Source organism: Cupriavidus sp. TMH.W2 (assembly GCF_050847365.1).
Lineage (GTDB): Bacteria > Pseudomonadota > Gammaproteobacteria > Burkholderiales > Burkholderiaceae > Cupriavidus.
The window spans coordinates 2386197-2412520 of the sequence record NZ_CP193792.1; the positions used below are offsets into that span (position 1 = coordinate 2386197).

At 66.8% G+C, this 26324-nt stretch carries 27 protein-coding genes and 1 tRNA gene; 7 read left to right on the top strand and 21 right to left on the bottom strand.

Features of this window, described 5'->3' with window-relative positions; all coding sequences use genetic code 11:
• Window positions 1-34: 34 nt before the first annotated feature.
• The 5 genes from ACREYQ_RS11015 to ACREYQ_RS11035 all read right to left on the bottom strand — a co-directional run bounded on the left by ACREYQ_RS11015 (window position 35) and on the right by ACREYQ_RS11035 (window position 5223).
• Window positions 35-1030: a 2-hydroxyacid dehydrogenase gene (locus tag ACREYQ_RS11015; RefSeq protein WP_432257642.1), complete on the bottom strand. Its 996-nt coding sequence runs from the start codon at window positions 1028-1030 to the stop codon at window positions 35-37.
• A gap of 4 nt (window positions 1031-1034) precedes the next feature.
• Window positions 1035-2459 carry a sodium:proton antiporter gene (locus tag ACREYQ_RS11020; RefSeq protein ID WP_432257643.1) on the bottom strand — a complete coding sequence of 475 codons (1425 nt, stop codon included), beginning with the start codon at window positions 2457-2459 and terminating at the stop codon, window positions 1035-1037.
• Window positions 2460-2616: 157 nt separating this feature from the next.
• Entirely contained in the window at window positions 2617-3303 is a 687-nt protein-coding gene (locus tag ACREYQ_RS11025) for a LutC/YkgG family protein (protein ID WP_432257644.1), read from the bottom strand.
• 90 nt (window positions 3304-3393) lie between these two features.
• The gene (gene pncB, locus ACREYQ_RS11030; RefSeq protein WP_432257645.1) at window positions 3394-4572 is read right to left on the bottom strand and encodes a nicotinate phosphoribosyltransferase; all 1179 of its coding nucleotides are present in this window, start codon (window positions 4570-4572) and stop codon (window positions 3394-3396) included.
• Between the two features lie 78 nt (window positions 4573-4650).
• Window positions 4651-5223: a hypothetical protein gene (locus ACREYQ_RS11035; protein WP_432257646.1), complete on the bottom strand. Its 573-nt coding sequence runs from the start codon at window positions 5221-5223 to the stop codon at window positions 4651-4653.
• 339 nt (window positions 5224-5562) lie between these two features.
• Here ACREYQ_RS11035 and fdxA point away from each other — a divergent pair, with 339 nt between their 5' ends.
• The 3 genes from fdxA (at window position 5563) to ACREYQ_RS11050 (ending at window position 7391) form a co-directional block, all read left to right on the top strand.
• Complete coding sequence (gene fdxA, locus ACREYQ_RS11040) at window positions 5563-5886, top strand: ferredoxin FdxA (RefSeq protein ID WP_010814656.1); 324 nt, start codon at window positions 5563-5565, stop codon at window positions 5884-5886.
• A gap of 77 nt (window positions 5887-5963) precedes the next feature.
• A complete protein-coding gene (locus ACREYQ_RS11045) occupies window positions 5964-7073 on the top strand; it encodes an NAD(P)/FAD-dependent oxidoreductase (protein WP_432257647.1) in 1110 nt (369 codons plus the stop codon).
• A gap of 242 nt (window positions 7074-7315) precedes the next feature.
• Window positions 7316-7391, top strand: a tRNA-Asn gene (locus ACREYQ_RS11050).
• Between the two features lie 121 nt (window positions 7392-7512).
• Here the strand turns inward: ACREYQ_RS11050 and ACREYQ_RS11055 are convergent.
• The 6 genes from ACREYQ_RS11055 to kdpE all read right to left on the bottom strand — a co-directional run bounded on the left by ACREYQ_RS11055 (window position 7513) and on the right by kdpE (window position 12998).
• Entirely contained in the window at window positions 7513-8280 is a 768-nt protein-coding gene (locus tag ACREYQ_RS11055) for an IclR family transcriptional regulator (RefSeq protein WP_432257648.1), read from the bottom strand.
• A 56-nt stretch (window positions 8281-8336) separates the two neighbouring features.
• Entirely contained in the window at window positions 8337-9497 is a 1161-nt protein-coding gene (locus tag ACREYQ_RS11060; protein WP_432257649.1) for a CaiB/BaiF CoA transferase family protein, read from the bottom strand.
• Between the two features lie 11 nt (window positions 9498-9508).
• Window positions 9509-10675, bottom strand: a complete 1167-nt coding sequence (locus tag ACREYQ_RS11065; protein WP_432257650.1) for an acyl-CoA dehydrogenase family protein — start codon at window positions 10673-10675, stop codon at window positions 9509-9511.
• A 37-nt stretch (window positions 10676-10712) separates the two neighbouring features.
• Complete coding sequence (locus tag ACREYQ_RS11070; RefSeq protein ID WP_432257651.1) at window positions 10713-11690, bottom strand: Bug family tripartite tricarboxylate transporter substrate binding protein; 978 nt, start codon at window positions 11688-11690, stop codon at window positions 10713-10715.
• Window positions 11691-11740: 50 nt separating this feature from the next.
• A complete protein-coding gene (locus ACREYQ_RS11075; RefSeq protein WP_432257652.1) occupies window positions 11741-12130 on the bottom strand; it encodes a cupin domain-containing protein in 390 nt (129 codons plus the stop codon).
• A 172-nt stretch (window positions 12131-12302) separates the two neighbouring features.
• Window positions 12303-12998, bottom strand: a complete 696-nt coding sequence (gene kdpE, locus ACREYQ_RS11080) for a two-component system response regulator KdpE (RefSeq protein WP_432257653.1) — start codon at window positions 12996-12998, stop codon at window positions 12303-12305.
• A gap of 458 nt (window positions 12999-13456) precedes the next feature.
• Between kdpE and rpsU the strand changes: the two genes are divergently transcribed.
• The 3 genes from rpsU (at window position 13457) to ACREYQ_RS11095 (ending at window position 15658) form a co-directional block, all read left to right on the top strand.
• On the top strand, window positions 13457-13669 hold the full coding sequence (gene rpsU, locus ACREYQ_RS11085; protein WP_010814647.1) for a 30S ribosomal protein S21: 213 nt from the start codon (window positions 13457-13459) through the stop codon (window positions 13667-13669).
• A 199-nt stretch (window positions 13670-13868) separates the two neighbouring features.
• Complete coding sequence (gene nodI, locus ACREYQ_RS11090; RefSeq protein ID WP_432257654.1) at window positions 13869-14780, top strand: nodulation factor ABC transporter ATP-binding protein NodI; 912 nt, start codon at window positions 13869-13871, stop codon at window positions 14778-14780.
• A 14-nt stretch (window positions 14781-14794) separates the two neighbouring features.
• On the top strand, window positions 14795-15658 hold the full coding sequence (locus ACREYQ_RS11095) for an ABC transporter permease (protein ID WP_432257655.1): 864 nt from the start codon (window positions 14795-14797) through the stop codon (window positions 15656-15658).
• An 18-nt stretch (window positions 15659-15676) separates the two neighbouring features.
• On the opposite strand, the gene ACREYQ_RS11100 is transcribed toward ACREYQ_RS11095, so the two are convergent.
• Window positions 15677-15874: a hypothetical protein gene (locus ACREYQ_RS11100; RefSeq protein ID WP_432257656.1), complete on the bottom strand. Its 198-nt coding sequence runs from the start codon at window positions 15872-15874 to the stop codon at window positions 15677-15679.
• Between ACREYQ_RS11100 and ACREYQ_RS11105 the strand changes: the two genes are divergently transcribed.
• Window positions 15868-16161: a hypothetical protein gene (locus tag ACREYQ_RS11105; RefSeq protein ID WP_432257657.1), complete on the top strand. Its 294-nt coding sequence runs from the start codon at window positions 15868-15870 to the stop codon at window positions 16159-16161. The two genes, ACREYQ_RS11100 and ACREYQ_RS11105, sit on opposite strands and share 7 nt — an antisense overlap.
• Before the next feature lie 6 nt (window positions 16162-16167).
• Here the strand turns inward: ACREYQ_RS11105 and ACREYQ_RS11110 are convergent, their stop codons facing one another.
• The 9 genes from ACREYQ_RS11110 to trpB form a co-directional block, all read right to left on the bottom strand.
• Complete coding sequence (locus ACREYQ_RS11110; RefSeq protein WP_432257658.1) at window positions 16168-17373, bottom strand: O-succinylhomoserine sulfhydrylase; 1206 nt, start codon at window positions 17371-17373, stop codon at window positions 16168-16170.
• Window positions 17374-17712: 339 nt separating this feature from the next.
• Window positions 17713-19242 carry an amidophosphoribosyltransferase gene (gene purF, locus ACREYQ_RS11115; RefSeq protein ID WP_432257659.1) on the bottom strand — a complete coding sequence of 510 codons (1530 nt, stop codon included), beginning with the start codon at window positions 19240-19242 and terminating at the stop codon, window positions 17713-17715.
• A 105-nt stretch (window positions 19243-19347) separates the two neighbouring features.
• Entirely contained in the window at window positions 19348-19845 is a 498-nt protein-coding gene (locus tag ACREYQ_RS11120; RefSeq protein WP_432257660.1) for a CvpA family protein, read from the bottom strand.
• Window positions 19846-19887: 42 nt separating this feature from the next.
• A complete protein-coding gene (locus ACREYQ_RS11125) occupies window positions 19888-20586 on the bottom strand; it encodes an SPOR domain-containing protein (protein ID WP_432257661.1) in 699 nt (232 codons plus the stop codon).
• Window positions 20587-20693: 107 nt separating this feature from the next.
• A complete protein-coding gene (folC, locus tag ACREYQ_RS11130; protein ID WP_432257662.1) occupies window positions 20694-22004 on the bottom strand; it encodes a bifunctional tetrahydrofolate synthase/dihydrofolate synthase in 1311 nt (436 codons plus the stop codon).
• A 243-nt stretch (window positions 22005-22247) separates the two neighbouring features.
• A complete protein-coding gene (gene accD / locus ACREYQ_RS11135) occupies window positions 22248-23120 on the bottom strand; it encodes an acetyl-CoA carboxylase, carboxyltransferase subunit beta (RefSeq protein WP_432257663.1) in 873 nt (290 codons plus the stop codon).
• A 180-nt stretch (window positions 23121-23300) separates the two neighbouring features.
• Window positions 23301-24098, bottom strand: a complete 798-nt coding sequence (trpA, locus tag ACREYQ_RS11140) for a tryptophan synthase subunit alpha (protein WP_432257664.1) — start codon at window positions 24096-24098, stop codon at window positions 23301-23303.
• 1 nt (window position 24099) lies between these two features.
• Window positions 24100-25026, bottom strand: coding sequence for a DNA-methyltransferase (locus tag ACREYQ_RS11145; protein ID WP_432257665.1), 927 nt, complete (start codon window positions 25024-25026; stop codon window positions 24100-24102).
• Entirely contained in the window at window positions 25026-26219 is a 1194-nt protein-coding gene (gene trpB, locus ACREYQ_RS11150; protein WP_432257666.1) for a tryptophan synthase subunit beta, read from the bottom strand. The genes ACREYQ_RS11145 and trpB overlap by 1 nt, the downstream gene beginning before the upstream one ends.
• Between the last annotated feature and the right edge of the window lie 105 nt (window positions 26220-26324).

Sequence of the window (26324 nt, forward strand, 5' to 3'; positions counted from 1 at the left end):
CAGAAAACAGGTTGGATGAAGCGCCGCGGCCGCCTCAGCGGCGATGCGGCATCACTTCAGGATTGATCACGGTGGGCGGATGGCCGGCCTGCGGCCCCTGGTCGAGCGCGGCGATCAGGTTGTCGGCGGCCAGCATCGCCATGGCGCGGCGGGTCTTCTCGGACGCGCTGGCGATATGCGGCGTGAGCACGACGTTGGGCACTGTCAGCAGGTCCGGATGGACGCTGGGCTCGCCCTCGAACACATCCAGGCCGGCGCCAAAGATACGCTTGTCGCGCAGCGCCTGCGCCAGCGCGGCGTCGTCGACGATACCGCCGCGCGCCAGGTTCACCAGCGTCGCGGTGGGCTTCATCAGCGCCAGCTCGGCGGCGCCGATGGCGTGGTGGCTGTGCGGGCCATAGGGCAGCACCAGCAGCAGGTGGTCGGACTGGCGCAGCAGGTCTTCCTTGCTGACATAGCGCGCGTTGAGCGCGCGCTCGGTCTCCGCCGGCAGCTGGCTGCGGTTGTGGTACAGCACGTTCATGCCAAACCCGTTCGCGCGCCGCGCCAGCGCCTGGCCGATGCGGCCCATGCCCAGGATGCCGAGCGTGCTGCCGTACAGGTCCATGCCGACCAGCATGTCGTAGCTCCAGCGCTGCCACTTGCCGGCGCGCAGGTAGTGCTCGGCTTCGGTCACGCGGCGCGCGGTGGCCATCAGCAGGGCCCAGCCGAAGTCGGCGGTGGTCTCGGTCAGCACGTCCGGCGTATTGGTGGCGACAATGCCCGCTGCCGTCAGCGCCGGCACGTCCAGGTTGTTGTAGCCGACCGCCATGTTGCACACGGCGCGCAGCGACGGCAGCCCCGCGACCACGTCGGCGTCGATGCGGTCGGCGGCGTTGGCCAGCACACCGGCCTTGCCCGCCAGGCGCGCCTTCAGCGCGGCGGCGTCGAGCACGGCGTCCTGCTGGTTGTCGTCGACATCGAAGTACTGCGCCAGGTGCGCGATGACGTCGGGATAGATGGCGCGGGTGACCAGGACGGACGGCTTCATGGCATCAGATATGGAAGAAGAGGAAGGTCATGATGACGAACAGCGGCATCAGGAAGATGCCCGAGTACAGCATGTAGCCGAAGAAGCTCGGCATGCGCACGCCGCGGCTCTCGGCAATGGCCTTGACCATCAGGTTGGGCGCATTGCCGATATAGGTGTTGGCGCCCATGAACACCGCCCCGGCCGAGATCGCCGCCAGCGTCGGGGCATCGCGCGTCATCAGCGTGGCCGCGTCGCCGCCGGCGGTGTTGAAGAACACCAGGTAGGTCGGCGCATTGTCCAGGAACGACGACAGCAGACCGGTGGCCCAGAAGTACATGCTGTCGACCGGCTGGCCGTTGCTGTCGCTGACCGCGCGGATCACGCCGGAGAAGGCGCCGTCCGTACCCGCCTTGAGCATCGCGATGACCGGGACGATGGTCAGGAAGATGCCGGCAAAGACCTTGCCGACCTCGAGGATCGGTTCCCAGTTGAATTCATTGCCGGCGCGCGCCGTGTGCGGCGTCACCAGCAGCGAAACCACCGCCACCACCACCAGCAGCGCATCGCGTACCGCGGCCTGCAGCGGCACCTCGGTGCCCAGGATGTCGAACGAAATGCCCGGCTGCCACAGCCCGCTCATCAGCACCAGGCCGATCACGGCCAGCAGCAGCACGAAGTTGAACTTGCCTTCGATGGCGATGCCGCCGGAGTCCGGCGTCGGGTCGCTGCCCGGCGGCAGTTCCTCTTCCTTGTTGTGGTAGTAGTGGCGGTCGACCAGGTAGAACAGCGCCAGCAGCAGCACGCAGATAAAGAGCGTCTGCGGGAAGATGTTGCGCATGGTCCAGAAGAAGTCCACGCCCTTCAGGAAGCCCAGGAACAGCGGCGGGTCGCCCAGCGGCGTCAGCGCGCCGCCGGCATTGGCCACCAGGAAGATGAAGAACACCACCACGTGCGCCACATGGCGGCGGTTGTCGTTGGCGCGCAGCAGCGGGCGGATCAGCAGCATGGCCGCGCCGGTGGTGCCCATGAAGCTGGCAAGCAGCGTGCCCAGCGCCAGGATGCCGGTATTGAGCCCGGGCGTGCCGTGCAGGTTGCCACGCACGCAGATGCCGCCGGCGACGATATACAGCGCGGCGATCAGTGCGATGAACGGGATGTACTCGGCCAGCAGCGCGTGCACCGCGCTGGCGGCAGCCGCATGCGCGCCGAACACGGCCGCGAACGGCAACAGGAACAGCAGCCCCCAGCCCGCGGCGATCTTGCCGTAGTGGTGGTGCCAGAACCTGGGCGCAAGCAGCGGCCACAGCGCGATCGACAGCAGCATGCCGGCGAATGGCAGCCCCCACAGCGGAGACAGCGAGGCCCCGTCAAGGCCCGCGGCATGGCCAACGGCGGGAAAGGCGGCCAGCATGGCCAGCGGCGGCAACAGCACGGAGGCACGTCGCATCAGGCAGGATCTCCTCGGGAATGCAGCGATCATGGGCGCGCCACGGCACGAAGCCAAGGCACGAAGGCAAGCCTGCAAGTGTAATTCAAGCACCGCTTGCGCCCGCGCCTGCGGCCTGCGCGGAGCGCCGCCTTCCGTGCCGCAAGCGCCCCCGGGCTCAGGCCCCGTCGACCAGGATCACGTGCACGCGGTACGGGCCATGGGCGCCAAGCACGATGGTCTGTTCGATATCGCCCGTGCGCGACGGGCCGCTGATGATATTGGTGGCGCGCGGCAGTTCGCCACGTTCGCTGCGCACCAGCGCAAAGGCGTCTTCCAGGCCGGCGACGATGCGCGAGCACGGCACCACCGCCACATGGGTTTCGGGCAGCAGCGCGGCCGAGGCGAAGGTGGCCGGGCCCGACAGCAGCATCAGCGAGCCGGTCTCGGCGATCGCGCAGAAGCAGCCGGTGATGCCGACCAGGTCGCCATGATCGTGGTCGGCCTCGACCTCGCGCACCGGCGGGCGGCACTCCACCGCCAGCCCCGCGGCCTGCCACGGCAGCGGGCCCAGCGCGTCCCACGCCACCGCGCGGTGCACCAGGCTCAGGCTGTCCAGGAAGCGCACTGTGGCGGCGGGCACCTCGTCCATGGTCGCCACGCGGTCCACGGTCGAGGCCATGCGCTGCGCCTGGGCCAGGAAGGCTTCGGCCAGGTCGGCCCCCACCGCCGGACGCGGGCCCTGCGGGTGGCGCGCCAGGTAGTCGGCCACGGCCTCGCGTTCGCCTGCGCTCGGCCGGGTCGGCCGGCCCTGGGCAGCACGGATGCGGGCAAAGATGCGGTCGCGGGCGTCGTTGGTTTCCATAAGGTGTGGCTGGAGGTCGCGAAGCGCCGATTATAGAGGCGAGCGCCGCATGCAAAGCGTGTCGGGGCGCTCGCGATGTGTTGAATTTTGCTACGCCCCAGACTGAGCGGAGTACACCTGGCGCAGGTAGGACAGGTAGCCGACATCGTCGCACATGGTTTTTTCCGGCGTGTCCGACAGCTTGGCCACCGGCTGCCCATTGCAGCGCACCATCTTGATCACGATCTGCAGCGGCGTGTAGCCGAGATCGTTGGTCAGGTTGGTGCCGACGCCGAATGCCAGCCGGCAGCGGCCATGGAAGCGCTCATACAGTTCGATCACCCGCGGGATGTCGAGGCTGTCGCTGAAGATCAGCGTCTTGGTGCGCGGGTCGACGCGGTTGGCCGCATAGTGGGCGACCATGCGCTCGCCCCACAGCATCGGGTCGCCGGAATCGTGGCGCACGCCGTCGAAGAGCTTGCAGAAATAAAGATCGAAGTCGCGCAGGAAGGCGTCGAAGCCGTAGGTATCCGACAGCGCGATGCCCAGGTCGCCGCGGTACTCGCGCGCCCACCGCTCCAGCGCGAACACCTGCGAATCGCGCAGCCGCGGGCCCAGCGCCTGGCAGGCCTGCAGGTATTCATGCGCCATCGTGCCCAGCGGCACCATATTGTGCAGGCGGGCAAAGTGGACGTTGCTGGTGCCGGCCAGCTGCGGGCCCAGCAGGCGCCGCATGGTCAGCAGCACCTCTTCCTGCCAGTCGCGCGAGAAGCGCCGGCGCGTGCCGTAGTCGGCGATCACGCAATCGGCCAGCTCCGGGGTCTTCAGGAGCGCCATCTTGTCTTCCAGACGGCGGCGGCCTTCGGCCAGGTCGGGCCGCGGCTGGGTGCGGCGGAAATACACCTCGTTGACGATCGCCAGCATCGGCACTTCGAACAGGATGGTGTGCAGCCACGGGCCGACGATGGAGATCGCGATCTCGCCGTTGCCCTGCGGGGACGGACGCACCGAGACATATTTCTCGTTCAGGTGGAACAGCCCGAGGAAGTCGACGAAATCGCTCCTGATGAAGCGCAGGCCGCGCAGGTAGGCCAGTTCGTCGTCGGTGAAGCGCAGCTGGCACAGGTGTGCCACCTCGGCGCGGATCTCATCGATATAGGGCGTGAGGTCGACACCCGCGTTGCGGCACTTGAAGCGGTATTCCACTTGCGCCTGCGGGAACTGATGCAGCACCACCTGCATCATCGTGAACTTGTACAGGTCGGTGTCGAGCAGAGACTGGATGATCATAACGAGCCAGACGGCAATGCCGGGGTCAGTACGTCATGCTAACCGAAGTCCGGCCACCTCCGGCGCCGCGCCTGCCGCTCAGGCACCATCGAGAAAGGGTTGTGGCTGCCGCAACGCGCCCCTGCCCCTGGCCTTGCCCTGCAGGCACCACAGCTGGCGCCCCTGCGCGCCGGGGCATGACACCAGCGTGGCGGCAGCGCGCCGCACCTGCCGCGGCAGCGGTTCGGCAAAGGCGCCATCGGCGGCCATAATGCGTTCGGTGTAGACCTGCGCGCCCGCGCGGTCGAAGCGCAGCACCTGCACGCGGTCGCCCGGCTGCGGCTGCAGTTGCGGCCCGCACGGCATCAGGCCGGCCCGGCCGCAATGGGCAACGCCGTCGCCCGCGGGCGCATCGGTCACGCTGAAGGTATCCCAGTCGAAGCTGGTCAGCGCCGGCAAGGCGACCGGCGCGTCGGTGCGCGCGCGCCAGGCCACCAGGCGCGACACCACGCTGTCGGCCATGGCCGGAGACTGGGCCAGGGTCTGCGCGGAAGCGGCGCTTATCGGCGCCAGAAATGCCGTCAGCAGCACAGCAATGGGTGCGAACGTCCGGCACATCGCGGCATGGCGCCGCAAGCTGGCACGGCTGGCAAGGCAAGGCTGGCGTGGCATATGGGTCTCCCGGCACGGATGCAAGTGACTGCTGGCGGCCCTCATCATGCCCTCAGGCGGGCCGAGATGCCAGCGCGCCCCATGGTTCAAGTCAAAAGCACATAAAGAAATAAGAAAACTATCTTATCCGGCTATATAGACCCGCTATCCTTGCCAGAAGGCTCGGCTACAATATCGGCTTCCGAAAGGCCTCGGCCGGCGCTCGTCCAACCCATGCTGCCCTGCGGCAACATGTGGCACCCGTGTAGCAGCACTCGCGCGGTAGACACAGCGCGTCCGCCGGCAAGAAGCGGCCCAACTGTTTCCCATTAAAAGCCGACCCGTTTTCCTGGAACCGAAATGACTCACGTTGTCACCGAATCCTGCATCCGTTGCCGCTATACAGACTGCGTTGACGTATGTCCGGTCGATTGTTTCCGCGAAGGCCCCAACTTCCTGGCCATCGACCCGGATGAGTGCATCGACTGCGCCGTGTGCGTGGCCGAATGCCCGGTGAATGCCATTTATGCCGAGGAAGATGTGCCGGGCGACCAGCAGCAGTTCATCGACCTGAACGCCGAACTGGCCCGCAACTGGCCTTCCATCACCAAGACCAAGGCCCCGCTGGCCGAGGCCGAGGAGTGGAAGGACGCCACGGACAAGCTGCAATACCTGCAGCGCTGACAGAACCAGAAGGCCGTCCCCACGCGCTTTCCGCAATACCGGGCACCAGCTGCCCACGCAAACGTATCAGGACGAATATGGACTTGAGCATTCCAAATCCCGTCGCCGACACGACCAGGCAGGTCGACGGCGGCAGCCCCGCCGGCGGCCAGCCGCTGGAAATCGATGCGCTGATCGTCGGTGCGGGTCCGGTGGGCCTGTTCCAGGTCTTCGAACTGGGCCTGCTCGAAATCAAGGCACATGTCATCGATTCCCTGAAGGTGGTCGGCGGCCAGTGCGTGGAGCTCTATCCGGACAAGCCCATTTACGACATCCCGGCCGTGCCCATCTGCACCGGCCAGGAACTGACCGACAACCTGCTCAAGCAGATCGAGCCGTTCGAGCCCACCTTCCACCTGGGCCAGGAAGTCGCCGTGGTCGAGCGCCGTGAAGACGGCCGCTTCTTCGTCGAGACCTCGCTCGGGACCCGCTTCATCACCAGGACCATCTTCATCGCTGCGGGCGTGGGTTCGTTCCAGCCGCGCACGCTGAAGGTCGAGGGCATCGACAAGTTCGACGGCAAGCAGCTGTACTACCGCGTCAAGGATCCGAGCCGTTTCCACGGCCGCAACCTGGTGATCGTCGGCGGCGGCGACTCGGCGCTGGACTGGACCCTGGACCTGGTCGGCAAGGCCGAGTCGGTGGTGATGATCCACCGCCGCGACGGCTTCCGCGCCGCGCCCGCCTCGGTCGCCAAGATGAAGGAACTGTGCGAACAGATGGAAATGCAGTTCCTGGTCGGCCAGATCGGCGGCTATGAAGAGAAGGACGGCGTGCTCACCGAGATCAAGGTGACCGGCGCCGACGGCGTGACCCGCCGCCTGCCGGTGGACGACCTGCTGGTGTTCTTCGGCCTGTCGCCCAAGCTGGGGCCGATCGCCGAGTGGGGCCTGGACCTGGAGCGCAAGCAGATCAAGGTGGACACCGAGAAGTTCGAGACCAATATCCCGGGCATCTTCGCGGTGGGCGATATCAACACCTACCCGGGCAAGAAGAAGCTGATCCTGTCCGGCTTCCACGAGGCCGCGCTGGCCGCGTTCGGGGCTGCCCCGTATATCTTCCCCGAGAAGAAAATCCACATGCAGTACACCACCACCTCGCCGAAGCTGCACAAGATCCTCGGCGTGGATTCGCCGGTGTTCGACTGACCCGAGCGAGACCCGCAGAAAAAAGCCGCCGCGAGGCGGTTTTTTTCTGGCACAAATCCAAAACCGTAGCTATAATGCGGCCTCGCTGTTCAGCACGACGGCACGAAGCCAGCAGAGATGCCCTTCGCACCGTACGGCAGACAGCAAGCCGGAAGCTTCCAGACACCTTCTGACAAAAACAAAATGTCGAAAAGGTGTTGACGAAGAAAAGAGAAACTGGCTATAATTTCTTTCTCAGCTGTTCCCCGATAGCTCAGTCGGTAGAGCGACGGACTGTTAATCCGCAGGTCCCTGGTTCGAGCCCAGGTCGGGGAGCCAACCGATACGGAAGCCCGGTGCAAACGCACCGGGCTTTTTCGTTTCCGGCTTCGGCACAAGTCGTCGCGGAAAGCATCACGGCACACGCATTGCCGCAACGCCCCCCTCTTTCTCTCTTATCTCATCCCTGCAGCGAAGCACCGGCAGCCTTCAGTGCCGCGACGATGCTCTGCGCATTGGCTTCCACCCGATGCAGCGGTCCCGCGACCGACAGGCCAAAAATTGCGCCACCTATCGTCACCGGAATGGCGATGGCACCGAGGTCGGGAAACGACTCGCCGAAATTCGGATACCAGCCCTGCTTCTGCCAGCCCTGCATGGCCGCTTCCAGCGCCTGCGCCGAGCCGATGGTGCGCGGCGTGCGCGCGGCAAACGAAAGCCCTGACAGCAGCTCGCCGCGCGCGCCGGCCGTCAGCGTGCCCAGTATGGCGCGGCCGATGGAATTGACATGCGCGTCGCGCAGTTCGCCGGGCGCGGCGATATAGCGCACCGGGTTGGCGGATTCACGCGCTTCCAGGTACAGGACGCGCCCGTCATCCTGCAGCTTGCCGAAGACCACGGTCTCGCCGGTGGTGTCGCGCAGCGATTCCAGCACGGGCTGCACGCGTTCGAGCAGCGGGTCGTTGCGCGCGATGCGCTGGGCGATGTCGAGCAGCCGGCGCGTCGGGTAATAGCCCTGGCGGCGACCGGTCTCGTACAGGTAGCCCAGCGAAGCCAGCGTGCGGATCAGTCCCAGGCAGCTCGACATCGGCGCGCCCAGCAGCCTGGCCAGCTCGGTCAGCGTCAGCGAGCGCCCTTCACGCGCATAGATCTCCATGATCTCGATCACGCGCAGCGCCGTCTTGACGCTGGCGTAACCGGATTTCTCCGCCGCTTCGTTTTCTGCCATCGTTGGCTTCCTCGACTTCAGTTTCCGTTGGCCGGGATTGTACGCGGCGGCGCGGGTCAGTCCTCCTCGCTCCCGGATTGCGGCAAGGCCTGCGGCCAGCTGCGGATATTGCCCGGCGTGCGCGAGAAGCGCGTGGGAATGCCCACGCCGCGCAGACGCCCTTCGCTCGGGTGGTCGTACTCGAACATCATGCCGGTGGCGCGCAGGTGCGGGTCGTCAGCGAGGCTGTCGAAGTGCGGCACTTCGCTGTGCGGGATATCGGCATCGCGCAGCAGATCCAGCCACTCGGCCGTGGTGCGTTGCGCGACGATCTCGGCCAGCGTGGCGTAGAGCGCGTCGATATTGGCGCTGCGCGCGGCAGGCGTGGCATAACGCGGATCGCCGGCCAGCTGCCCGTGGCCGGACACATCGAAGAAGCGCAGCCATTGCGCGCTGGTGTACGGCAGCAGCGCGATATGCCCGTCGCGCGTGCGGTACGGCTTGCGGTGCAGCGACATCACGCGCGGATAGCCTGCCGGTCCCAGCGCCGGGACAAAGGTCTGCCCGGCAAGTTGCTCGGCGGCCAGAAAGGACACCAGCGTCTCGAACATCGGCACCTCGATGGCCTGCCCCTGGCCGGAGCGCTCGCGCTCGTACAGCGCCATCGGGATTGCGTAGGCCACGGTCAGCCCGGCCACCTTGTCGGCCAGGATGGTGTTGACGTATTGCGGCCCTTCATTCGAGTTGGCGCCCTGGAACTGCGCCATGCCGCTGCGCGCCTGGATGATGTCGTCGAAGGCCGGCGCGCCCGCATAGGGGCCCGCTTCCGAATAGCCATAGGCGCCGCAGTAGATCAGCCGCGGATGTTCCGCGCGCAATGACGCATAGTCCAGCCCAAGCTTGCGCAGCGACTGCGGCCGCACGTTGGAGACAAAGACATCGGCGGTGGCGATCAGGGCCTTCAGCGCGGCGAGGTCGTCGGGCTGCTTCACGTCCAGCACCACGAACTGCTTGTTGCGGTTCAGGTTCAGGAAGCTGGCCCCCATGGCCGCGTGCCGCGCGGGTTCGGCGTGGCGGAACACATCGCCGGCCGGCGGCTCGACCTTGATCACCTCGGCGCCCATGTCGCCGAGGATCTGCGTGGCATACGGCCCCATCGCGACCGAGGTCATGTCGATCACGCGGATGCCGGCCAGCGGCCCGGTGGCGGCGCTTGCCTGTGCTTGCTTGTCTGGCATCGTCGCTCCGCTCAGTACGACTTGGGCAAGCCCAGCACGCGCTCGGCGATAAAGCACAGGATGAGCTGCGGGCTGACCGGCGCGATGCGCGGGATATACGATTCGCGCAGCAGCCGCTCGACGCGGTACTCGCGCGAGTAGCCCATGCCGCCCAGCGTCAGGATCGCGGTCTGGCAGGCGTTGTGGCCGGCTTCCGCGGCAAGGTACTTGGCGGCATTGGCCTCGGCGCCGCAGGACTGGCCCGCATCGTAGCGCGCGGCGGCCTTGAGCATCATCAGGTTGGCCGATTCCAGCTGCATCCACGCCTGCGCCAGCGGGTGCTGCACCCCCTGGTTCATGCCGATCGGGCGGCCGAACACCACGCGCTCCTTGGCGTACCGGGTGGCGATGGCCAGCGCGGCGCGGCCCAGCCCGATGGCCTCGGCGGCGATCAGGATGCGCTCCGGATTCAGGCCGTGCAGGATGTACTCGAAGCCCTTGCCCTCTGCGCCGATGCGGTCTTGCTCGGGGATGAACAGGTCGTCGATGAACAACATGTTGGTATCGACGGCGGCGCGGCCCATCTTGTCGATCTCGCGGATTTCGATCTTGCTGCGGTCGACCCTGGTGTAGAACAGCGACAGCCCTTCGGTCGGCTTCTTTACCGCCTCCAGCGGCGTGGTGCGCGCCAGCAGCAGCATGCGGTCGGCCACCTGCGCGGTCGAGATCCAGATCTTGCGCCCGCTCACCGAATAGCCGCCCGGCACCTTGCGCGCAAAGGTCTTGAGCTTGGTGGTGTCCAGCCCCGCGTCGGGCTCGGTCACGCCGAAGCAGGCCTTCTCCTGGCCGGCGATCAGCGGCGGCAGGAAGCGCCCCTTCTGCTCGTCGGTGCCGAACACCACCACCGGGTTCAAGCCGAACACATTCATATGCACCGCCGAAGCGCCGGTCATGCCCGCGCCCGACTGCGCGATGGTCTGCATCACCAGCGCCGCTTCCAGGATGCCCAGGCCCGCGCCGCCGAAGGCCTCGGGCATGGCCACGCCGAGCCAGCCGCCTTCGCACAGCGTCTTGTAGAACTCGTGCGGATAGGTCGCGGACTTGTCGAGGCGGTCCCAGTACTCCATGTCGAATTGCGCGCAGACCTGCTGCACGGCCTCGACGATGGATGACTGTTCTTCGGAGAGATCGAAATTCATGGCGTTACTTGTTTGCTTTCGTTGTCTTGTTCGTCGCTTATTCCGGCTGGATGCCTGCGTCCTTCACCAGCCGCGACCACTTCTGCAGCTCGGCCACGACAAACTGGCTGAGCTCGGCCGGCGTGCTGCCGAACGGCTCGAAGCCCAGCGCGTGGAACTGAGCCGCATGTTGCTTGTTGCTGGCAATGGCAACCAGTTCCCGGTTAAGGCGCTCCACCACCGGCGCTGGCACCCCGGCCGGCGCGAACACGCCGTTCCACGAGGTGATGTCAAACCCTTTCAGCTCGGGCACGCTCGCCACCGGCGGCAGGTCGGGCAGCAGCGCGCTGCGCTGCGCGGTGGTCACCGCCAGTGCGCGCAGCTTGCCGGCGCGCACGTTGGCGATGCCGGCGGCAAAGTCGACGAACATCGCCTGCACCTGGCCGCCCATCACATCGGTCATGGCCGGCGGCGTGCTCTTGTAGGGCACGTGCAGCATGTTCAGGCCGGCCATCTTGGACAGGGTGGCGCCGGACACGATGCCGGTGCTGTTGCCGCTGGCATAGCTCAGGCCCGGATGCGCGCGGGCGTAGTCGATGAACTCGCGCAGCGTCTTCACCGGGAGCGCCGGGTTGACCACCAGCATGAACGGCAGGTTGCCCATGCGCGAGACTGGCGTGAAATCCCTGACCGGGTCATAGCGCAGTTGCTTCATCAGCGACGGGTTGGCCGAATGCGTGGTGTTGGTGGTCATGAACAGCGTGTAGCCATCGGCCGGAGCCTTGACCACGAACTCGGCGGCGATGGTGCCGTTAGCGCCGGGCTTGTTGTCCACCACCACCGGCTGGTGCAGCGACTCGCCCAGGTACTTCGCGGTCAGGCGCGCCACGGCATCGGTGCCGCTGCCGGCGGCAAACGGCACCACCAGGCGCAGCGGCCTGGACGGGAATTCGTCGGCCGACAGCGCCTGGGTGGCGACCAGCGCCGTAGCGCACCCGACCACCAGGCTGGCAAAGGTGTTTTTGAAGGACTTCACGGTGGTTGTCTCCTGTAGTTTTCTGATCCCTTCCCGTGACCGGCCGCGTCTTATGCGGGCCGTATCACGCGCTCGGGGGATTCCTCGTATGGCGGGGAATAAATCACCAGAATTCTGGCCGGCTCGTCGCTGACCACGGTGAACACGTGCATCTGGTCCGGCGGGAAGAAGCAGCAGTCGCCCGGGCCCAGTTCCTTGCGCTGGCCGCCTACCTCGGCCACGGCCCGGCCTTCCAGCACATAGCAGACCTGCTCGATGCCGGGATGCGCATGCGGCAGCGCGCCCTTGCCCTTTTCGATGGTGCCGTGGATGACTTCCAGGTGGCGTGAGCCCACGGTCTCGGGGCCGATCAGCCGGCGGTTGAGCGTGCCGACATGGTTGGCGGGGTGGTAGCCCTCGACGTCGTCGGTCGAGATGAAATAGACGGGTTGGTCTGGCATGCGTCACTCCTGCATGAATTCATATTTATGAATATTAGTTTATACATATGAATTTAATCGTCAAACCTTTTCGACGCCGTTTCGGGTTTACCGGGAGCGGATGCGGCAGGCGAGCACCGGCCTCACGCGGCGCGTGATCGGCAAAAAAAGTGTCCCGGGAGTGACCTGGCGATCAGCCGGCGAAGCGATAGCCCACGCCGATCTCGGTCAGCAGAAAGGCAGGCTGGGCCGGGTCGGCCTCCAGCTTGTGGCGCAAGTGGCCCATATAGACCCGCAGATACTGGCTGCTCTCGGCATGCGACGGCCCCCACACCTCCCGCAGCAGCTCCCGGTGGGTCATGACCTTGCCCCGATGCGCCAGCAGCACCGCCAGCAGCCGATATTCGATCGGCGTCAGGTGCACCGGCTCGCCCGCCCGCGTGACCTGCCGGTTGGCGAGGTCGACAGCAACGTCCCCGAACGCCACCTGCGCCCGCGCCTGCACGCCGGCACGCGCATGGCGGCGCAGCAGCACGCGCAGGCGCGCCACCAGCTCGCCCACGCCGAAGGGCTTGGTCAGGTAGTCGTCGGCGCCGGCGTCGAGCGCGCGGATCTTCTCGGCCTCGCCGGTCCGTGCCGACAGCACCAGCACCGGCACCTCGGTCCAGGTGCGCAAGTCGCCGATCATCGATACGCCGTCGCCATCGGGCAGGCCCAGGTCCAGGATCACCAGGTCGGGCTGGCGCGTGCCGGCCTCGATCAGGCCGCGCTGCAGCGATTCGGCCTCGTGCACGGTGCAGCCCTCGTCCTGCAGCGCCGCGCGCACGAAGCGGCGGATATGGGGCTCGTCTTCCACCAGCAGCACCGTGGGCGAAAACTCGAATGGCATGAGGCGTCGGATCCTTGAATGGTTGTCGGGGTCAGGACGGAGGTCGTCGGCTTGGCGCGGCACAGGCATGGTGGGCGCGCTCCCCTCGCAGCGGCGGGAGCGCAGCCAGATTGTGCCACGCAGGCGGCGGTACAAAGTGCGCCAAAAGAGACTGCCGGGAGATTTCCGACGCCACGGCCGCACGCGCATTGCACTGCATTCTTGACAGTGGCGTCGTATACATGCCATAGTTACGGGCGTATAGCATTCATGGAAACCGGTACTGTCAGGCTCCAGTTGTATAGGACCTGGCGCTATCACCCCTGACACTGGTTGCACGGACTGAAACGTCCACATCTTTCAGGTTCGCGGGGGCGCACAGGGCATTAGCCCGGCGTGCAATACCAGTCGCTCCGGCGACCGCAGTTTCCCCCCGTGTGAACCAGCCGCTCCTTGCGGCAATCCCCTAAAGGACTGAATTGACTAAGATCGTCTTGAAACCCGGTGAGCCCGTTGAAGTTGCAATGCGGCGTTTCCGTCGCGCCATTCTGCAGACTGGCCTGATCGTTGAACTCAAGAGCCGCACCGCTTACGAGAAGCCGACGACCGAGCGCAAGCGCAAGAAGAAGGCCGCCGAAGCACGTCTGCGCAAGCGCCTGCGCATGCAGATGCTGCCGAAGAAGATGTACTGATTCCAGTACGCTTCGCCGCCTGGCAGTGCCAGGCAAGAAGAACCGCCAGTTCGCTGGCGGTTTTTTTATGCCCGCGCACCAGGCCAGCCCCCGCTCGTTGCGGCCGCGGATTTTGCTGCATGGCACCATCTGAGCGCTGCGCCGATGACCGGCATAATGGCGAATATTGCGCCCGTGCGGCGCCACACCGGACCCAGCCTTGACTGCCATTATCGAGTTGCGCAAGGTGCGCAAGCAATACGGCGACACGGTCGTGGTCGACGACCTCGACCTCCAGGTATTTCGCGGCCAGTGCTTCGGCCTGCTGGGCCCCAACGGCGCCGGCAAGACCACCACGCTGCGCCTGCTGCTGGGCCTGAGCACGCCCATGGCCGGCACGCTGACACTGTGCGGCGAGCCCATCCCCGAGCGCGCGCCGCAGGCGCGCATGCGCGTGGGGGTGGTGCCGCAGTTCGACAACCTCGACCCTGACTTCTCGGTGATCGAGAACCTGCGCATCTTCGGGCGCTACTTCGGGCTGTCGTCGGCCGAGATCGAGCGGCGCGTGCCGATGCTGCTGGAATTCGCCCGGCTCGAGAACCGCGCCGATGCCCAGGTGCGCGACCTCTCCGGCGGCATGCGCCGGCGCCTGACCGTGGCGCGCGCGCTGATCAACGACCCCGACCTGCTGGTAATGGACGAGCCCACCACCGGCCTGGACCCGCAGGCGCGCCACCTGATCTGGGAGCGCCTGAAGTCGCTGATGGCCAGCGGCAAGACCATCTTGCTGACCACGCATTTCATGGAAGAGGCCGAACGGCTGTGCAACTACCTGTGCGTGATCGACGGCGGCCGCAAGATTGCCGAAGGCAAGCCACACGACCTGATCGACAGCCAGATCGGCTGCGACGTGGTCGAGGTCTATGGCGATGAACTGGACACGCTGCGCGACAGCCTGACACCGCTGGCGCAGCGCACGGAGATGAGCGGCGAGACGCTGTTCTGCTATGTGCGCGAGCCCGCCCCGCTGCTGGCGGCGCTGCACGGCAGGAGCGGCGTGCGCTACCTGCACCGCCCGGCCAACCTGGAGGACGTGTTCCTCAAGCTGACCGGCCGCGAGATGCGGGACTGAACCGAGGCACTGACATGAGCGAACAGGATCCCCGCGCGGATACCACCGATACCTCCCCCGCCATCGCCGGCCACACGGCCGCGCCCCCGCGGCAGACCTATCCGCAGCCGCTGCTGCCGCGCAACCTGCGCAACTGGATGATGGTCTGGTACCGCAACTACATGGTGTGGAAGAAGCTGGCCATCCCGTCGATGATCGGCAACCTGGCCGACCCGATGATCTACCTGTTCGGCCTCGGCCTCGGGCTGGGGCTGATGGTGGGCCAGGTCAACGGCGTGTCGTATATCGCCTTCCTGGCGGCCGGCACCACCGCGTCCAGCGTGATGATGTCGGCCAGCTTCGAGTCGATGTATTCGGCCTTCTCGCGCATGCATGTGCAGCGCACCTGGGAAGCGATCATGCATGCCCCGCTGACGCTGGGCGACGTGGTGCTGGGCGAGATTGCCTGGGCCGCCAGCAAGGCGGTGCTGTCCGGGCTGGCAATCATGCTGGTGGCGGGCGCGCTCGGCTATGCGCAGATGCCCGGCGCGCTGCTGGCGCTGCCGGTGATCGTGCTGGCCGGCATTGCCTTTGCCGCGCTGGCGATGATCGTCACCGCGCTGGCGCCCAGCTACGACTTCTTCATGTTCTACCAGACGCTGGTGATGACGCCGATGCTGCTGCTCTCCGGCGTGTTCTTCCCGCTGGAGCAGTTGCCCGAAGGCGTGCAGGCAGCCACCAAGCTGCTGCCGCTGGCGCACACCGTGGCACTGATCCGCCCGCTGATGCTGGGCCGTCCGGTGGATGGCGCCGGCCTGCATCTCGCGGTGCTGGGCGCCTATGCGGTGGCAGCGCTGGTGGTATGCCTGGTGCTGCTGCGCCGCCGGCTGCTGCGCTAAGACTGCCGCATGCCAGGCTCAGGCGCTGCCTATCAGCTTGAGCCCGGCAAACCCGCACACGATCAGGCCGATGCAGCCCAGCCGCGCGGCGGTGGCGGGCTCATTGAAGAGTATGATGCCGGGGATCGCGGTACCGGCCGCGCCGATGCCGGCCCAGAGGCCGGCCGCCCACACCACCTCGAACAGCCCTGCCAGGGCCAGCAGTGTCCATGCCATATCAAATTCCAGGATTGCGCCGCAACGCGCGCAACAACAGCGGAGAACCCGCCGCCTTGCCGCGCACCGCCCTGGCGCTGGCGGCCGCGTTCGCGACGGCGCCGCTGGCCGGATGCATGGTGGTGGCGGTGGGCAGTGCCGCGGTGTCGACAGTGGCAACCGTGGGATCCGCCGCCGTCAGCGTGGCCACGACCACGGTCAGCACCACCTATGACATCACGGCCGCTGGCGTGAAGGCCGTGGCGGGCAGCGACGATCGCCCTGCGTCGCCGCCGCCTGCGCAGTAAGCGCTCTCAGTCGCCCAGGCCGCGCAGCAGGTCGGCCTTCAGGTCCTCGACCGACTCCAGTCCCACCGCCAGGCGGATCAGCCCTTCGCCCACGCCCGCGGCCGCCTTGGCCTCGGGGCTCACGCGCGCGTGCGTGGTGGTGTACGGGTGGGTGATGGTGGTGCGGGTGTCGCCCAGGTTGCCGGTGATCGAGCACAGACGGGTGTTGTCGATCACGCGCCAGGCGTTGGCACGCTGCTGCTCGGGCGTGGCGCCCTTCAGCTCGAACGACACGATCGCGCCGCCGCCGCTTTGCTGGCGCATGGCGATCTCGTGCTGCGGGTGCGACTTCAGCGCCGGGTGGAACACGCGCGCCACGGCCGGATGCGACTCCAGGAACTGCGCCAGCGTCAGTGCGCTGGCCGAATGGCGCTCCATGCGGATCGCCAGTGTCTCCATGCCCTTGAGCAGCACCCACGCATTGAATGCCGACAGCGTCGGGCCAGCGGTGCGCACAAACGGGAACACCTTGCCCATGATGTAATCGTGCGAGCCCAGCACCGCGCCGCCCAGCACGCGGCCCTGGCCGTCGATATGCTTGGTGGCCGAATGCACCACGATGTCGGCGCCGAACTTCATCGGCTGCTGCAGCGCCGGCGAACAGAAGCAGTTGTCGACCACCAGCAGCGCGCCGGCGTCGTGGGCGATGTCGGCCACGGCGGCAATGTCGGCCACTTCGGTCAGCGGGTTCGACGGCGTTTCCAGGAAGAACAGCCTGGTGTTGGGGCGCACCGCGGCGCGCCAGGCGTTCAGGTCGCTGGGATCGACGAAGGTGGTCTCGACGCCGAACTTCGAGAAAATATTGCCGAACAGCGTCATGGTCGAGCCGAAGATCGCGCGCGAGCTGACCAGGTGGTCGCCCGCCTGCATCGACGACAGCACCACCGACAGGATCGCGCTCATGCCCGAGGCGGTCGCCATGCAGGCCTGCGCGCCTTCGAGCGCGGCCAGGCGCGACTGGAACATCGACACCGTCGGGTTGGTGAAGCGCGAGTAGGTGAAGCCCTCTTCCGAGTTGGCGAAGCGTTCGGCGGCCTCGGCCGCGCTGCCGAAGCAGAAGCTCGAGGTCAGGTACATGGCCTCGGAGTGCTCCATGAATTCGCTGCGCAGCGTGCCGGCGCGCACGCCAAGGGTGTCGATGCCAAGCGATTCGGGGTTGAGCGGTTCGTTCATGCTGGTGGCGCGGTCGTACCCGCGCAAATGCGATGGTTTCGACAAGCTGCGCGCCGGTCCGGGGAAGCGGCGCGCAGCCATGAAAAAAGCCCGTGCGATCGGGTGGTCGGATCGACGGGCTTGCTGTTCTGCGAATGGCCTTTGGCTTCAGGCTGTGGCGGCCGGCTTCCGGGAATCGCGGTGCCGGGAAGGCACTGGGGACCGGAATTCGTTGCTGACCGCCATCTCTTTAGCTGTTTCGGGCTGTACCCGCGTCCGCAAGCTGACTATCAAATCGACGCCCGGCCATGTTACGGCCGGGCTTCGCGTTAGTCAACGCGCTGGCGCGTGCGGCACCGCTTACTCGTTGCCGCCGGAGCGCTGCAGGTGCAGTTGCGAGCGCTCGGTGTCACCATTGGTGCCATCGCGGTCGGCCTGGCTGCGCGCCGTTTCCAGGCGGTTCAGGTAGGCCTCGTCGATATCGCCGGTAATGTAGCGGCCATCGAAGCACGAAGCATCGAAGTCCTTCAGCGCCGGGTTGATGTCGCGCACGGCCTGCTTCATCGCTTCCACGTCCTGGTACACCAGCTTGTCCGCGCCGATGATCTTCGCGATCTCTTCGTGCGTGCGGTTGTGGGCCACCAGTTCGCTGCGGGTCGGCATGTCGATGCCGTACACGTTGGGGTACTTCACCGGCGGCGCCGCCGAGGCGAAGATCACCTTGTTGGCGCCGGCATCGCGCGCCATCTGCACGATCTCGAACGAAGTGGTGCCGCGCACGATCGAGTCGTCGACGATCAGCACGTTCTTGCCCTTGAACTCCACGCCCATGGCGTTGAGCTTCTGGCGCACCGACTTCTTGCGCACCGCCTGGCCGGGCATGATGAAGGTGCGGCCGACATAGCGGTTCTTGAAGAAGCCTTCGCGGTAATTCACGCCCAGGCGGTTGGCCACCTGCATCGCGGCCGGACGGCTGGAATCAGGGATCGGCATGACCACGTCGATATCGCCGGCCGACACTTCCTGGCGGATCTTCTCGGCCAGGTAGTCGCCCATGCGCAGGCGTGCGTCATAGACCGGCACGCCGTCGATGCACGAATCCGGGCGGGCCAGGTAGACGTATTCGAAGATGCAAGGCGTCAGCACGGCGTTCTCGGCGCACAGCTTGCTATGGAGCTTGCCGTCCAGGTCGATGAAGATGGCCTCGCCCGGCGCCACGTCGCGCTCGAGCTTGTAGCCGATGCCTTCCAGCGCCACCGACTCCGACGCCACCATCCATTCCTTGCCGCTCGGGGTCTCGACGCTGCCCAGGCACAGCGGGCGGATGCCGAACGGGTCGCGCACCGCCAGCATGCCGTAGCCGGCGATCTGCGCGGCGATGGCATACGAGCCGCGCACGCGGCGGTGCAGGCCGCTGACCGCCGTGAAGATCATGTCCGGGTCCAGCGCCATGCCGCTGCTGGCGCGCTGCAGCTCGTCGGCCAGCACGTTCAGCAGCACTTCGGTGTCCGAATGCGTGTTGATGTGGCGGCGGTCGCGGCGGAACATCTCTTCGCGCAACTGCTCCCAGTTGGTCAGGTTGCCGTTGTGCGCCAGGATCACGCCGTACGGCGCATTCACGTAGAACGGCTGCGCCTCTTCCTCGCTGGATGCCGAGCCGGCGGTCGGATAGCGCACCTGGCCGATACCGGCGGCGCCGGGCAGGCTGCGCATGTTGCGGGTGCGGAAGACATCGCGCACCAGGCCGTTGGCCTTGTGCATGTGAAAGGTACTGCCGTTGGCGGTGGCGATGCCGGCAGCATCCTGTCCGCGATGTTGCAACAACAGCAGGCTGTCGTAAATCAATTGGTTGACGGGCGTGGATGACACCACACCGACGATACCGCACATGCCAAGCTCCCAGGAAAGGCTTTGATTCAGGGGGCGCAGCCTGGCCCGGCATATCCTCCGGACCCCAAGGCCTGCGTTACTACCAGCCGGGCAACGTGCCCGGCCTCATGTCTTCACGTACTTCGCCAGTTCCGGCGGCAGCCATGGCCTGACCGATTCCATGGCCTGCATCACGTAGGGGCGGCTTACCGCGTTGCGCCAGAACGGTTCTTCCGGCAGTTTGGTCAGGCTCGCCAGCGTGACCATCACCATCACCAGCAGCACGCCGCGCACCAGGCCGAACATCAGTCCCAGCCCGCGGTCGGCGGGCTTGAGCCCGGTGCTCTCCAGCAGCTGCCCGACCACCATGCCGGCCAGCGAGGCCCCCAGCACGGTGCCGATCAGCAGCACCACGAAGCCCAGCGCATGCCGGGCCAGCTCGCCACCGGGCATCGATTCAGGCATCCAGCCCGCGGCCACCGCGCCGTAGCGGAACGCCACCCAGAACGCCACCACCCAGCCGATCAGCGACAGCACCTCGCGCACCAGGCCGCGCAGCACGCCGAGCAGGCCCGAGGCGAGCAGGATGAAGACCACGGCATAGTCGAAGAAAGTCGGCTGCATCGTTGCTGGCGGCCGGGCACAGGCACCGGCCGTGGCTGCCCTTTACTGTTCCACGACCTTGGAGGCCAACCCCACTGCCCGGATGCGCTTGTCGGCGGCGTCGGCGGCATCGCGGTCGCTGAAGGGGCCGGCACGCAGCAGGATGCGATCGCCGTCGGCCAGCACTTTCTTTTCCACATAGGCCGGGACCTTGCTCGCCTTGAGCTTGGCCAGCCAGCCCTTGGCGCGTTCTTCGGAAGAGAAAGCGCCGATCAGGATCAGGTACTTGCCGCTGCCAGGCTTGGCTTCGGCACGCTGCGCGGGCTTGTCGGCGGCAGCGGCCGTTGCCGCGGGCTGCGGCGTGTTGACGATTTCCTCGCCGGCGTCCAGTGCCGCGGCATCGTTGCGCGCGGCCGGCGCGGGCGGTAGCGGATCGGCCTTGCGGGGCTCGACGCGCGGCTTCTGCGCCCCCTGCCCGCCCGTGACCTTGACCGAGACGTCCTCGGACACCGGCCGCGGCTTGGTCTCGAACACGATCGGCAGCACGATCACGGCGGCCACCATCAGCACCACGGCGCCGATCAGCCGGCGGCGCGCGCGCTGCTTCTGCGGGAATTCGGGGTCCAGCGTGTCGTCGGCATACTCATCGGCCAGGCGGCGCGACGAGGCGATGCCCGCACCCGTGTCGGTGCGCTGGCGCCGCGCACGCTCGGGTGCCGGGTCGTTGCCCTTGCGGGAAGAAAACAGCGAAAGCAGGCCCATAGATTGGTTCGGTGATACGGCCTCGTGGGCCGCTCGTTGCGTTTGCCGCTCAATGATCGGCCAAGGCCGCCGGGGTTGCCAGGTCAGCGGGCGCCGGGGCGCCTGCTTCAGTTAGCCTGCGTGGCACGATAGGCCATGACGCCGGCGACGGTATAGAACGATCCGAAGACCAGAATTCTATCATTCTCGGTGGCGCGCTCGATGGCATCCCGGAATGCCGCCTCAGGGCTGGAAAAGCAGGCCGCGGTGGCATCCGGCCCGGGCTGGAATCCGCCGGCCTCCAGCTTGGCCAGCAGCTCCGCGGCGCTGGCCGCGCGCTCGGTCGGCAGGTCGCACAGGCACCAGTGGTCGACCTTGTCGGCCACATGCTGCAGCACCCCGGCGATGTCCTTGTCCTGCATCGCGCCGAACACCGCATAGGTGTAGCGGAAGAACCCCATGTTCTCCAGGTTCTGCCCCAGCGTGGCCGCCGCATGCGGATTGTGCGCCACGTCCAGGATCACCGCCGGGCGGCCCGGCAGCACCTGGAAGCGGCCAGGCAGTTCGACGAAGGCCAGCCCGTTGCGCACTTCCTGCGCGCTCACCGGCAGGCGCTGGCGCATGGCCTGCAGCGCGGCCAGCGCCGCCGCCGCATTGAGCAACTGATTGGCGCCGCGCAGCGCCGGGTAGCCCAGGCCGTTGAGCTTGCGCCCGCCGCCGCTCCAGTCCCATTGCTGGCGTTCCTGGCCCTTGGCGGCGTGGAAATGGAAATCGCGCCCCAGCAGCCACAACTCGGCACCGACGGCTTCGGCGTGCGCCACCAGCGACTTGGGCGGCACCGGGTCGCCGCAGATCGCGGGCACGCCCGGGCGGAAGATGCCGGCCTTCTCGAAACCGATCTCCTCGCGCGTGTGGCCCAGGTACTGGGTATGGTCGATATCGACGCTGGTGACGATGGCGCAGTCGGTATCGATCACGTTGACCGCATCGAGCCGCCCGCCCAGGCCGACTTCCAGGATGATCGCGTCCAGCCCGGCCGCGGCGAAGGCATGGATGATCGCCAGCGTGGTGAACTCGAAGTAGGTCAGGCTGATCGGGTCGGCAAAGCTGTTGCGCGCGCGCTCGACCGCCTCGAAATGCGGCAGCAGCTGCGCATCGCTGGCGATCTCGCCATTGATGCGGGCGCGCTCGTTGAACGAGATCAGGTGCGGCGAGGTATGGCAGCCCACCTTGTAGCCGGCCTCAAGCAGGATGCGCTCCAGCATGGCGCAGGTAGAGCCCTTGCCGTTGGTGCCGCCCACCGTGAACACCACGGCGTCGATGCGCAGCCCGAGGGCCTCCTTCACGCGCGTGATGCGCGCCAGGCCCATGTCGATGCCCACGGGATGGGCGGTTTCGAGATGGGCAAGCCATTCGGGGAGCGTATGGAAGACAGGCATGTGGGGTGCGTGGAAGCGGGGATACGAGAATGCTTTGCTACCAGATTCGGCCAGCCGCCCGCAAAGTCAAGGGCAGACGTCGTTTGTTGAGATAACGAATCCAGTCTCTACCGTCATTCCCGCGCAGGCGGGAATCCAGCGTCTTAAAATGTCACTGGGTTCCCGCCTGCGCGGGAACGACAATCCAAAAAACATAAAAGGCGCGTCAACCATCCGCGCCCTTGATCTGCCATGCAGACGTTGTTATGCCACCGCGTCGGCGGGCTGCTTCTGCAGCAGCGCCAGCAGCTGCGCCAGTTCCGCGCGCAACTTGCGGCGGTCGACGATCATGTCGATGGCGCCCTTGGTCAGCAGGAATTCTGAACGCTGGAAGCCTTCCGGCAGCTTCTCGCGCACGGTCTGCTCGATCACGCGCGGGCCGGCAAAGCCGATCAGCGCCTTGGGCTCGGCGATCACCACGTCGCCCAGGAAGGCGAAGCTGGCGGACACGCCGCCCATGGTCGGGTCGGTCAGCACGCTGATGAACGGCAGCCTGGCCGCGCTCAGCTGGTTCAGCATCGAGGTGGTCTTGGCCATCTGCAGCAGCGACAGCAGGCTTTCCTGCATGCGCGCGCCGCCGGTGGCGGTAAAGCAGATGAACGGCACCTTCTGCTCCAGCGCGGCCTGCGCGCCGCGCACGAAGCGCTCGCCCACCACCGAGCCCATCGAGCCGCCCATGAACTCGAACTCGAAGCAGCTCGCCACCACCGGGATGGTGTGGATGGCACCGCCCATCACCACCATGGCATCGGTCTCGCCGGTGTCGTCCATGGCGGCCTTGATGCGGTCCGGGTACTTCTTGGAATCCTTGAACTTGAGTGCGTCGACCGGCACGATCTCCTGGCCGATCTCATAGCGGCCTTCGGCGTCCAGCAGCGCGTCCAGGCGCGCCCGCGCGCTGATGCGCATATGGTGGTCGCACTTGGGGCAGACGTGCAGGTTGGCCTCGACGTCGGTCCGGTACAGGGTGGACTCGCACGACGGGCACTTGACCCACAAACCCTCAGGGATGCCCTTGCGGGTGCTGGGGTCGGTCTGTTGAATCTTGGGGGGCAGGAGTTTATCCAACCAGCTCATGAAAGCTCCTTTCGGATGACTGCGGTCCGCCGGCAAGCCCGGTGTCGGGACGCCCGTTGGCAGATGGCAGGGAATCAACCCGCGAATTTACCATGCCGGCCCGGTGACCTCGAAGCGCAACGCGCAATTTGCGCATACTGACGCACTTCCAGGCGACCACCGGGTCGGCATTGCATCACTTCAGCTATCGAGCGCCTGGCGGATCTCGGCGATAAATGCCTGCAGCGTCGCCACCGCCTGCTCGCGCGGCGTGTCCTCGAGCAACTGCACCAGGCGGCTGCCGATCACCACGGCGTCGGCCACGCTGCCGATCGCGCGCGCGGTCTGCGCGTCGCGGATGCCGAAGCCCACCCCCACCGGCAGGTTGGCGTGCTGCTTGATCAGCGGCAGGCGCGCGGCCACGCTGCCGAGGTCGATCGCGGCCGAGCCGGTCACGCCCTTGAGCGACACGTAGTACAGGTAGCCGCTGGCCACGCGCGCCACCGCCTCGATGCGCGCATCGGTCGAGGTCGGCGCCAGCAGGAAGATCGGGTCCATGCCGTTGTCACGCATCAACCCGGCGAACGACTCGCACTCCTCGGGGGGATAGTCGACCACCAGCACGCCGTCGACGCCGGCTTCGCGCGCGGCGGCGGCAAAGGCCTGCTCGCCCATGCACTCGATCGGGTTGGCGTAGCCCATCAGCACCACCGGGGTGTCGGCGTTGGTCTGGCGGAACTCGCGCACCCACTGCAGCACCTGGGTCAGCGACACGCCCTGCGCCAGCGCGCGCTCGGAGGCGCGCTGGATCACGGGGCCGTCGGCCATCGGGTCCGAGAACGGCACGCCCAGCTCGATCACGTCGGCGCCGCCCGCCACCAGCGCGTGCATCAGCGCCACGGTCAGGCCGGGCTCGGGATCGCCGGCGGTAATAAACGGAATCAGGCCCTTCTTCTGCTGCGCGGCCAGTGCCGCGAACGTCTTCTGGATACGGGACATATCAGGGAATCAGGTGAGGCCGCGGCACCGGCGAGACATCGTCGTTGGCGGCGGCCAGGGTTTGGGTGGCGGCGGGCTCGGCGGCCGCGTTCGCGACGGCAAGGGCGGCGGCAGCGGCGGACACACGGCCGCACGCCACCTGCACATACTCCGGATTGATCTCGAAGCCGGCAAAGCGCCGCCCATGGCGCAGGCAGGCCACCGCGGTGGTACCGCTGCCGGCGAACGGGTCCAGCACCAGGCCGCCCGGCGGGCAGCACGACAGCACCATGCGCTCGACGATCTCCAGTGGCTTCTGCGTCGGGTGGTTGGCGCGCTCCGGGTCCTGGCGGTGGATGCGCGAGACGCTCCACAGGTCCTTCGGGTTGTAGCCCACCTCCAGCCACTTCTTGCCTTCGAAACGCGGGCGGCTGCGCGCCTTCTTGGTCTCGGGGTCGTAGGGGATGCGGACCGGGTCGAGATCGAAGTAGTAGTCGCGCGCGCGCGCAAAGAAGCCGATGTTGTCGTGCACCGACGAGAACTTGCGCGTGGTGCCGCCCATGCTGGGCACGCGGCGGTCCCAGATGATCTCGTTGATCATGGTCAGGCGCCGCTTGAGCATCACGAACAGCTCGGGCGAGTACTGCCAGGTGCAGAACAGGTAGAGCGTGCCCTTGGGCGCGAGCTTGGGCACGACCGCGTCCATCCAGCGCTCGGACCAGTCCAGGTAGGCCTGGCCCGACAGCAGGTCGGAATCGTTGCCGTAGTCCTTGCCCAGCCCGTAGGGCGGATCGGCGACGATCAGGTCGACCGAGCCGTCCGGCAGGCGGGCAATGCCCTCGAACATGTCTTCCTGGAACAGGCGCAACTGGGCGGAATCGGGCGCACCGGACGCATCCGGTGCACCCGCGCCGCCCACGGCAAGTCCGGTCGGAGGCAGCGCGCGCATCAGAGCTTGAGCCCCGCGCGTTCGGCCACGGTGTGCATGTCCTTGTCGCCGCGCCCGGACAGGTTCACCAGCAGCAGCTTGTCCTTGGGCAGCGTCGGCGCCAGCTTGCAGGCATAGGCGATGGCGTGGCTCGATTCCAGCGCCGGGATGATGCCCTCGATGCGGCAGCAGTCATGGAAGGCCTTGAGCGCTTCCTCATCCGTGATCGGCACGTACTGCGCGCGGCCGCTGTCCTTGAGCCAGGCATGCTCGGGGCCCACGCCCGGGTAGTCCAGGCCGGCCGACACCGAATGGGTCTCGATGATCTGGCCGTTGGCGTCCTGCAGCAGGTAGGTGCGGTTGCCGTGCAGCACGCCGGGCGTGCCGCCGGTCAGCGAGGCCGCGTGGCGGCCGGTGTCCAGGCCGTCGCCAGCGGCTTCCACGCCGATCAGCTGCACGTCCTGGTGCTCGATATACGGGTAGAAGATGCCCATGGCATTGGAGCCGCCGCCGACGCAGGCGATCACGGCATCCGGCTGGCGGCCGGTCATTTCCGGCATCTGCACCTTGGCTTCCTCGCCGATCACGCACTGGAAGTCGCGCACCATCATCGGGTACGGGTGCGGGCCGGCCACGGTGCCGATGATGTAGAAGGTGTTCTCGACGTTGGTGACCCAGTCGCGCATGGCTTCATTGAGCGCGTCCTTGAGCGTGCGCGAGCCGCTTTCCACCGGCACCACGGTGGCACCCAGCAACTTCATGCGGTAGACGTTGGCGGCCTGGCGCTTGACGTCCTCGGCCCCCATGTAGACCACGCACTCCATGCCGAAGCGCGCGGCGATGGTGGCGGTGGCCACGCCATGCTGCCCTGCCCCGGTCTCGGCGATCACGCGCGGCTTGCCCATGCGCCTGGCCAGCAGCGCCTGGCCGATCACGTTGTTGATCTTGTGCGCGCCGGTGTGGTTCAGGTCTTCGCGCTTGAAGTAGATCTGCGCGCCGCCGAGCGTCTCGCTCCAGCGCTGCGCGTGGTAGATCGGCGACGGACGGCCGACAAAGTGCTTCAGTTCGCGGCGGTATTCGGCATCGAACTCCGGATCCTTCTGGTAGTGCGCATAGGCCTCGCGCAGCTCATCGAGCGCGTGGACCAGCGTTTCGGACACGAAGGTGCCGCCATAGGGGCCGAAATGGCCACGGGAATCGGGCAAGTCGTACATGTCTAGACTCTTCGGAACAGCGGCCTTGCCTCATCCGGCAAGGGCGCATGGTTGACTGCGATGCGTGTGCCCGCAAGCGGCAGGCCACGGGCGGCATGGGGAAAG

Excerpts from the sequence above, each read along its gene's own strand:
- ACREYQ_RS11015 (WP_432257642.1), bottom strand. The coding sequence starts at position 1,030 with ATGAAGCCGTCCGTCCTGGTCACCCGCGCCATCTATCCCGACGTCATC.
- ACREYQ_RS11020 (WP_432257643.1), bottom strand. The coding sequence starts at position 2,459 with ATGCGACGTGCCTCCGTGCTGTTGCCGCCGCTGGCCATGCTGGCCGCC.
- ACREYQ_RS11025 (WP_432257644.1), bottom strand. The coding sequence starts at position 3,303 with ATGGAAACCAACGACGCCCGCGACCGCATCTTTGCCCGCATCCGTGCT.
- pncB (WP_432257645.1), bottom strand. The coding sequence starts at position 4,572 with ATGATCATCCAGTCTCTGCTCGACACCGACCTGTACAAGTTCACGATG.
- ACREYQ_RS11035 (WP_432257646.1), bottom strand. The coding sequence starts at position 5,223 with ATGCCACGCCAGCCTTGCCTTGCCAGCCGTGCCAGCTTGCGGCGCCAT.
- fdxA (WP_010814656.1), top strand. The coding sequence starts at position 5,563 with ATGACTCACGTTGTCACCGAATCCTGCATCCGTTGCCGCTATACAGAC.
- ACREYQ_RS11045 (WP_432257647.1), top strand. The coding sequence starts at position 5,964 with ATGGACTTGAGCATTCCAAATCCCGTCGCCGACACGACCAGGCAGGTC.
- ACREYQ_RS11055 (WP_432257648.1), bottom strand. The coding sequence starts at position 8,280 with ATGGCAGAAAACGAAGCGGCGGAGAAATCCGGTTACGCCAGCGTCAAG.
- ACREYQ_RS11060 (WP_432257649.1), bottom strand. The coding sequence starts at position 9,497 with ATGCCAGACAAGCAAGCACAGGCAAGCGCCGCCACCGGGCCGCTGGCC.
- ACREYQ_RS11065 (WP_432257650.1), bottom strand. The coding sequence starts at position 10,675 with ATGAATTTCGATCTCTCCGAAGAACAGTCATCCATCGTCGAGGCCGTG.
- ACREYQ_RS11075 (WP_432257652.1), bottom strand. The coding sequence starts at position 12,130 with ATGCCAGACCAACCCGTCTATTTCATCTCGACCGACGACGTCGAGGGC.
- kdpE (WP_432257653.1), bottom strand. The coding sequence starts at position 12,998 with ATGCCATTCGAGTTTTCGCCCACGGTGCTGCTGGTGGAAGACGAGCCC.
- ACREYQ_RS11095 (WP_432257655.1), top strand. The coding sequence starts at position 14,795 with ATGAGCGAACAGGATCCCCGCGCGGATACCACCGATACCTCCCCCGCC.
- ACREYQ_RS11105 (WP_432257657.1), top strand. The coding sequence starts at position 15,868 with ATGCCATATCAAATTCCAGGATTGCGCCGCAACGCGCGCAACAACAGC.
- ACREYQ_RS11100 (WP_432257656.1), bottom strand. The coding sequence starts at position 15,874 with ATGGCATGGACACTGCTGGCCCTGGCAGGGCTGTTCGAGGTGGTGTGG.
- ACREYQ_RS11110 (WP_432257658.1), bottom strand. The coding sequence starts at position 17,373 with ATGAACGAACCGCTCAACCCCGAATCGCTTGGCATCGACACCCTTGGC.
- purF (WP_432257659.1), bottom strand. The coding sequence starts at position 19,242 with ATGTGCGGTATCGTCGGTGTGGTGTCATCCACGCCCGTCAACCAATTG.
- ACREYQ_RS11120 (WP_432257660.1), bottom strand. The coding sequence starts at position 19,845 with ATGCAGCCGACTTTCTTCGACTATGCCGTGGTCTTCATCCTGCTCGCC.
- ACREYQ_RS11125 (WP_432257661.1), bottom strand. The coding sequence starts at position 20,586 with ATGGGCCTGCTTTCGCTGTTTTCTTCCCGCAAGGGCAACGACCCGGCA.
- folC (WP_432257662.1), bottom strand. The coding sequence starts at position 22,004 with ATGCCTGTCTTCCATACGCTCCCCGAATGGCTTGCCCATCTCGAAACC.
- accD (WP_432257663.1), bottom strand. The coding sequence starts at position 23,120 with ATGAGCTGGTTGGATAAACTCCTGCCCCCCAAGATTCAACAGACCGAC.
- trpA (WP_432257664.1), bottom strand. The coding sequence starts at position 24,098 with ATGTCCCGTATCCAGAAGACGTTCGCGGCACTGGCCGCGCAGCAGAAG.
- ACREYQ_RS11145 (WP_432257665.1), bottom strand. The coding sequence starts at position 25,026 with ATGCGCGCGCTGCCTCCGACCGGACTTGCCGTGGGCGGCGCGGGTGCA.
- trpB (WP_432257666.1), bottom strand. The coding sequence starts at position 26,219 with ATGTACGACTTGCCCGATTCCCGTGGCCATTTCGGCCCCTATGGCGGC.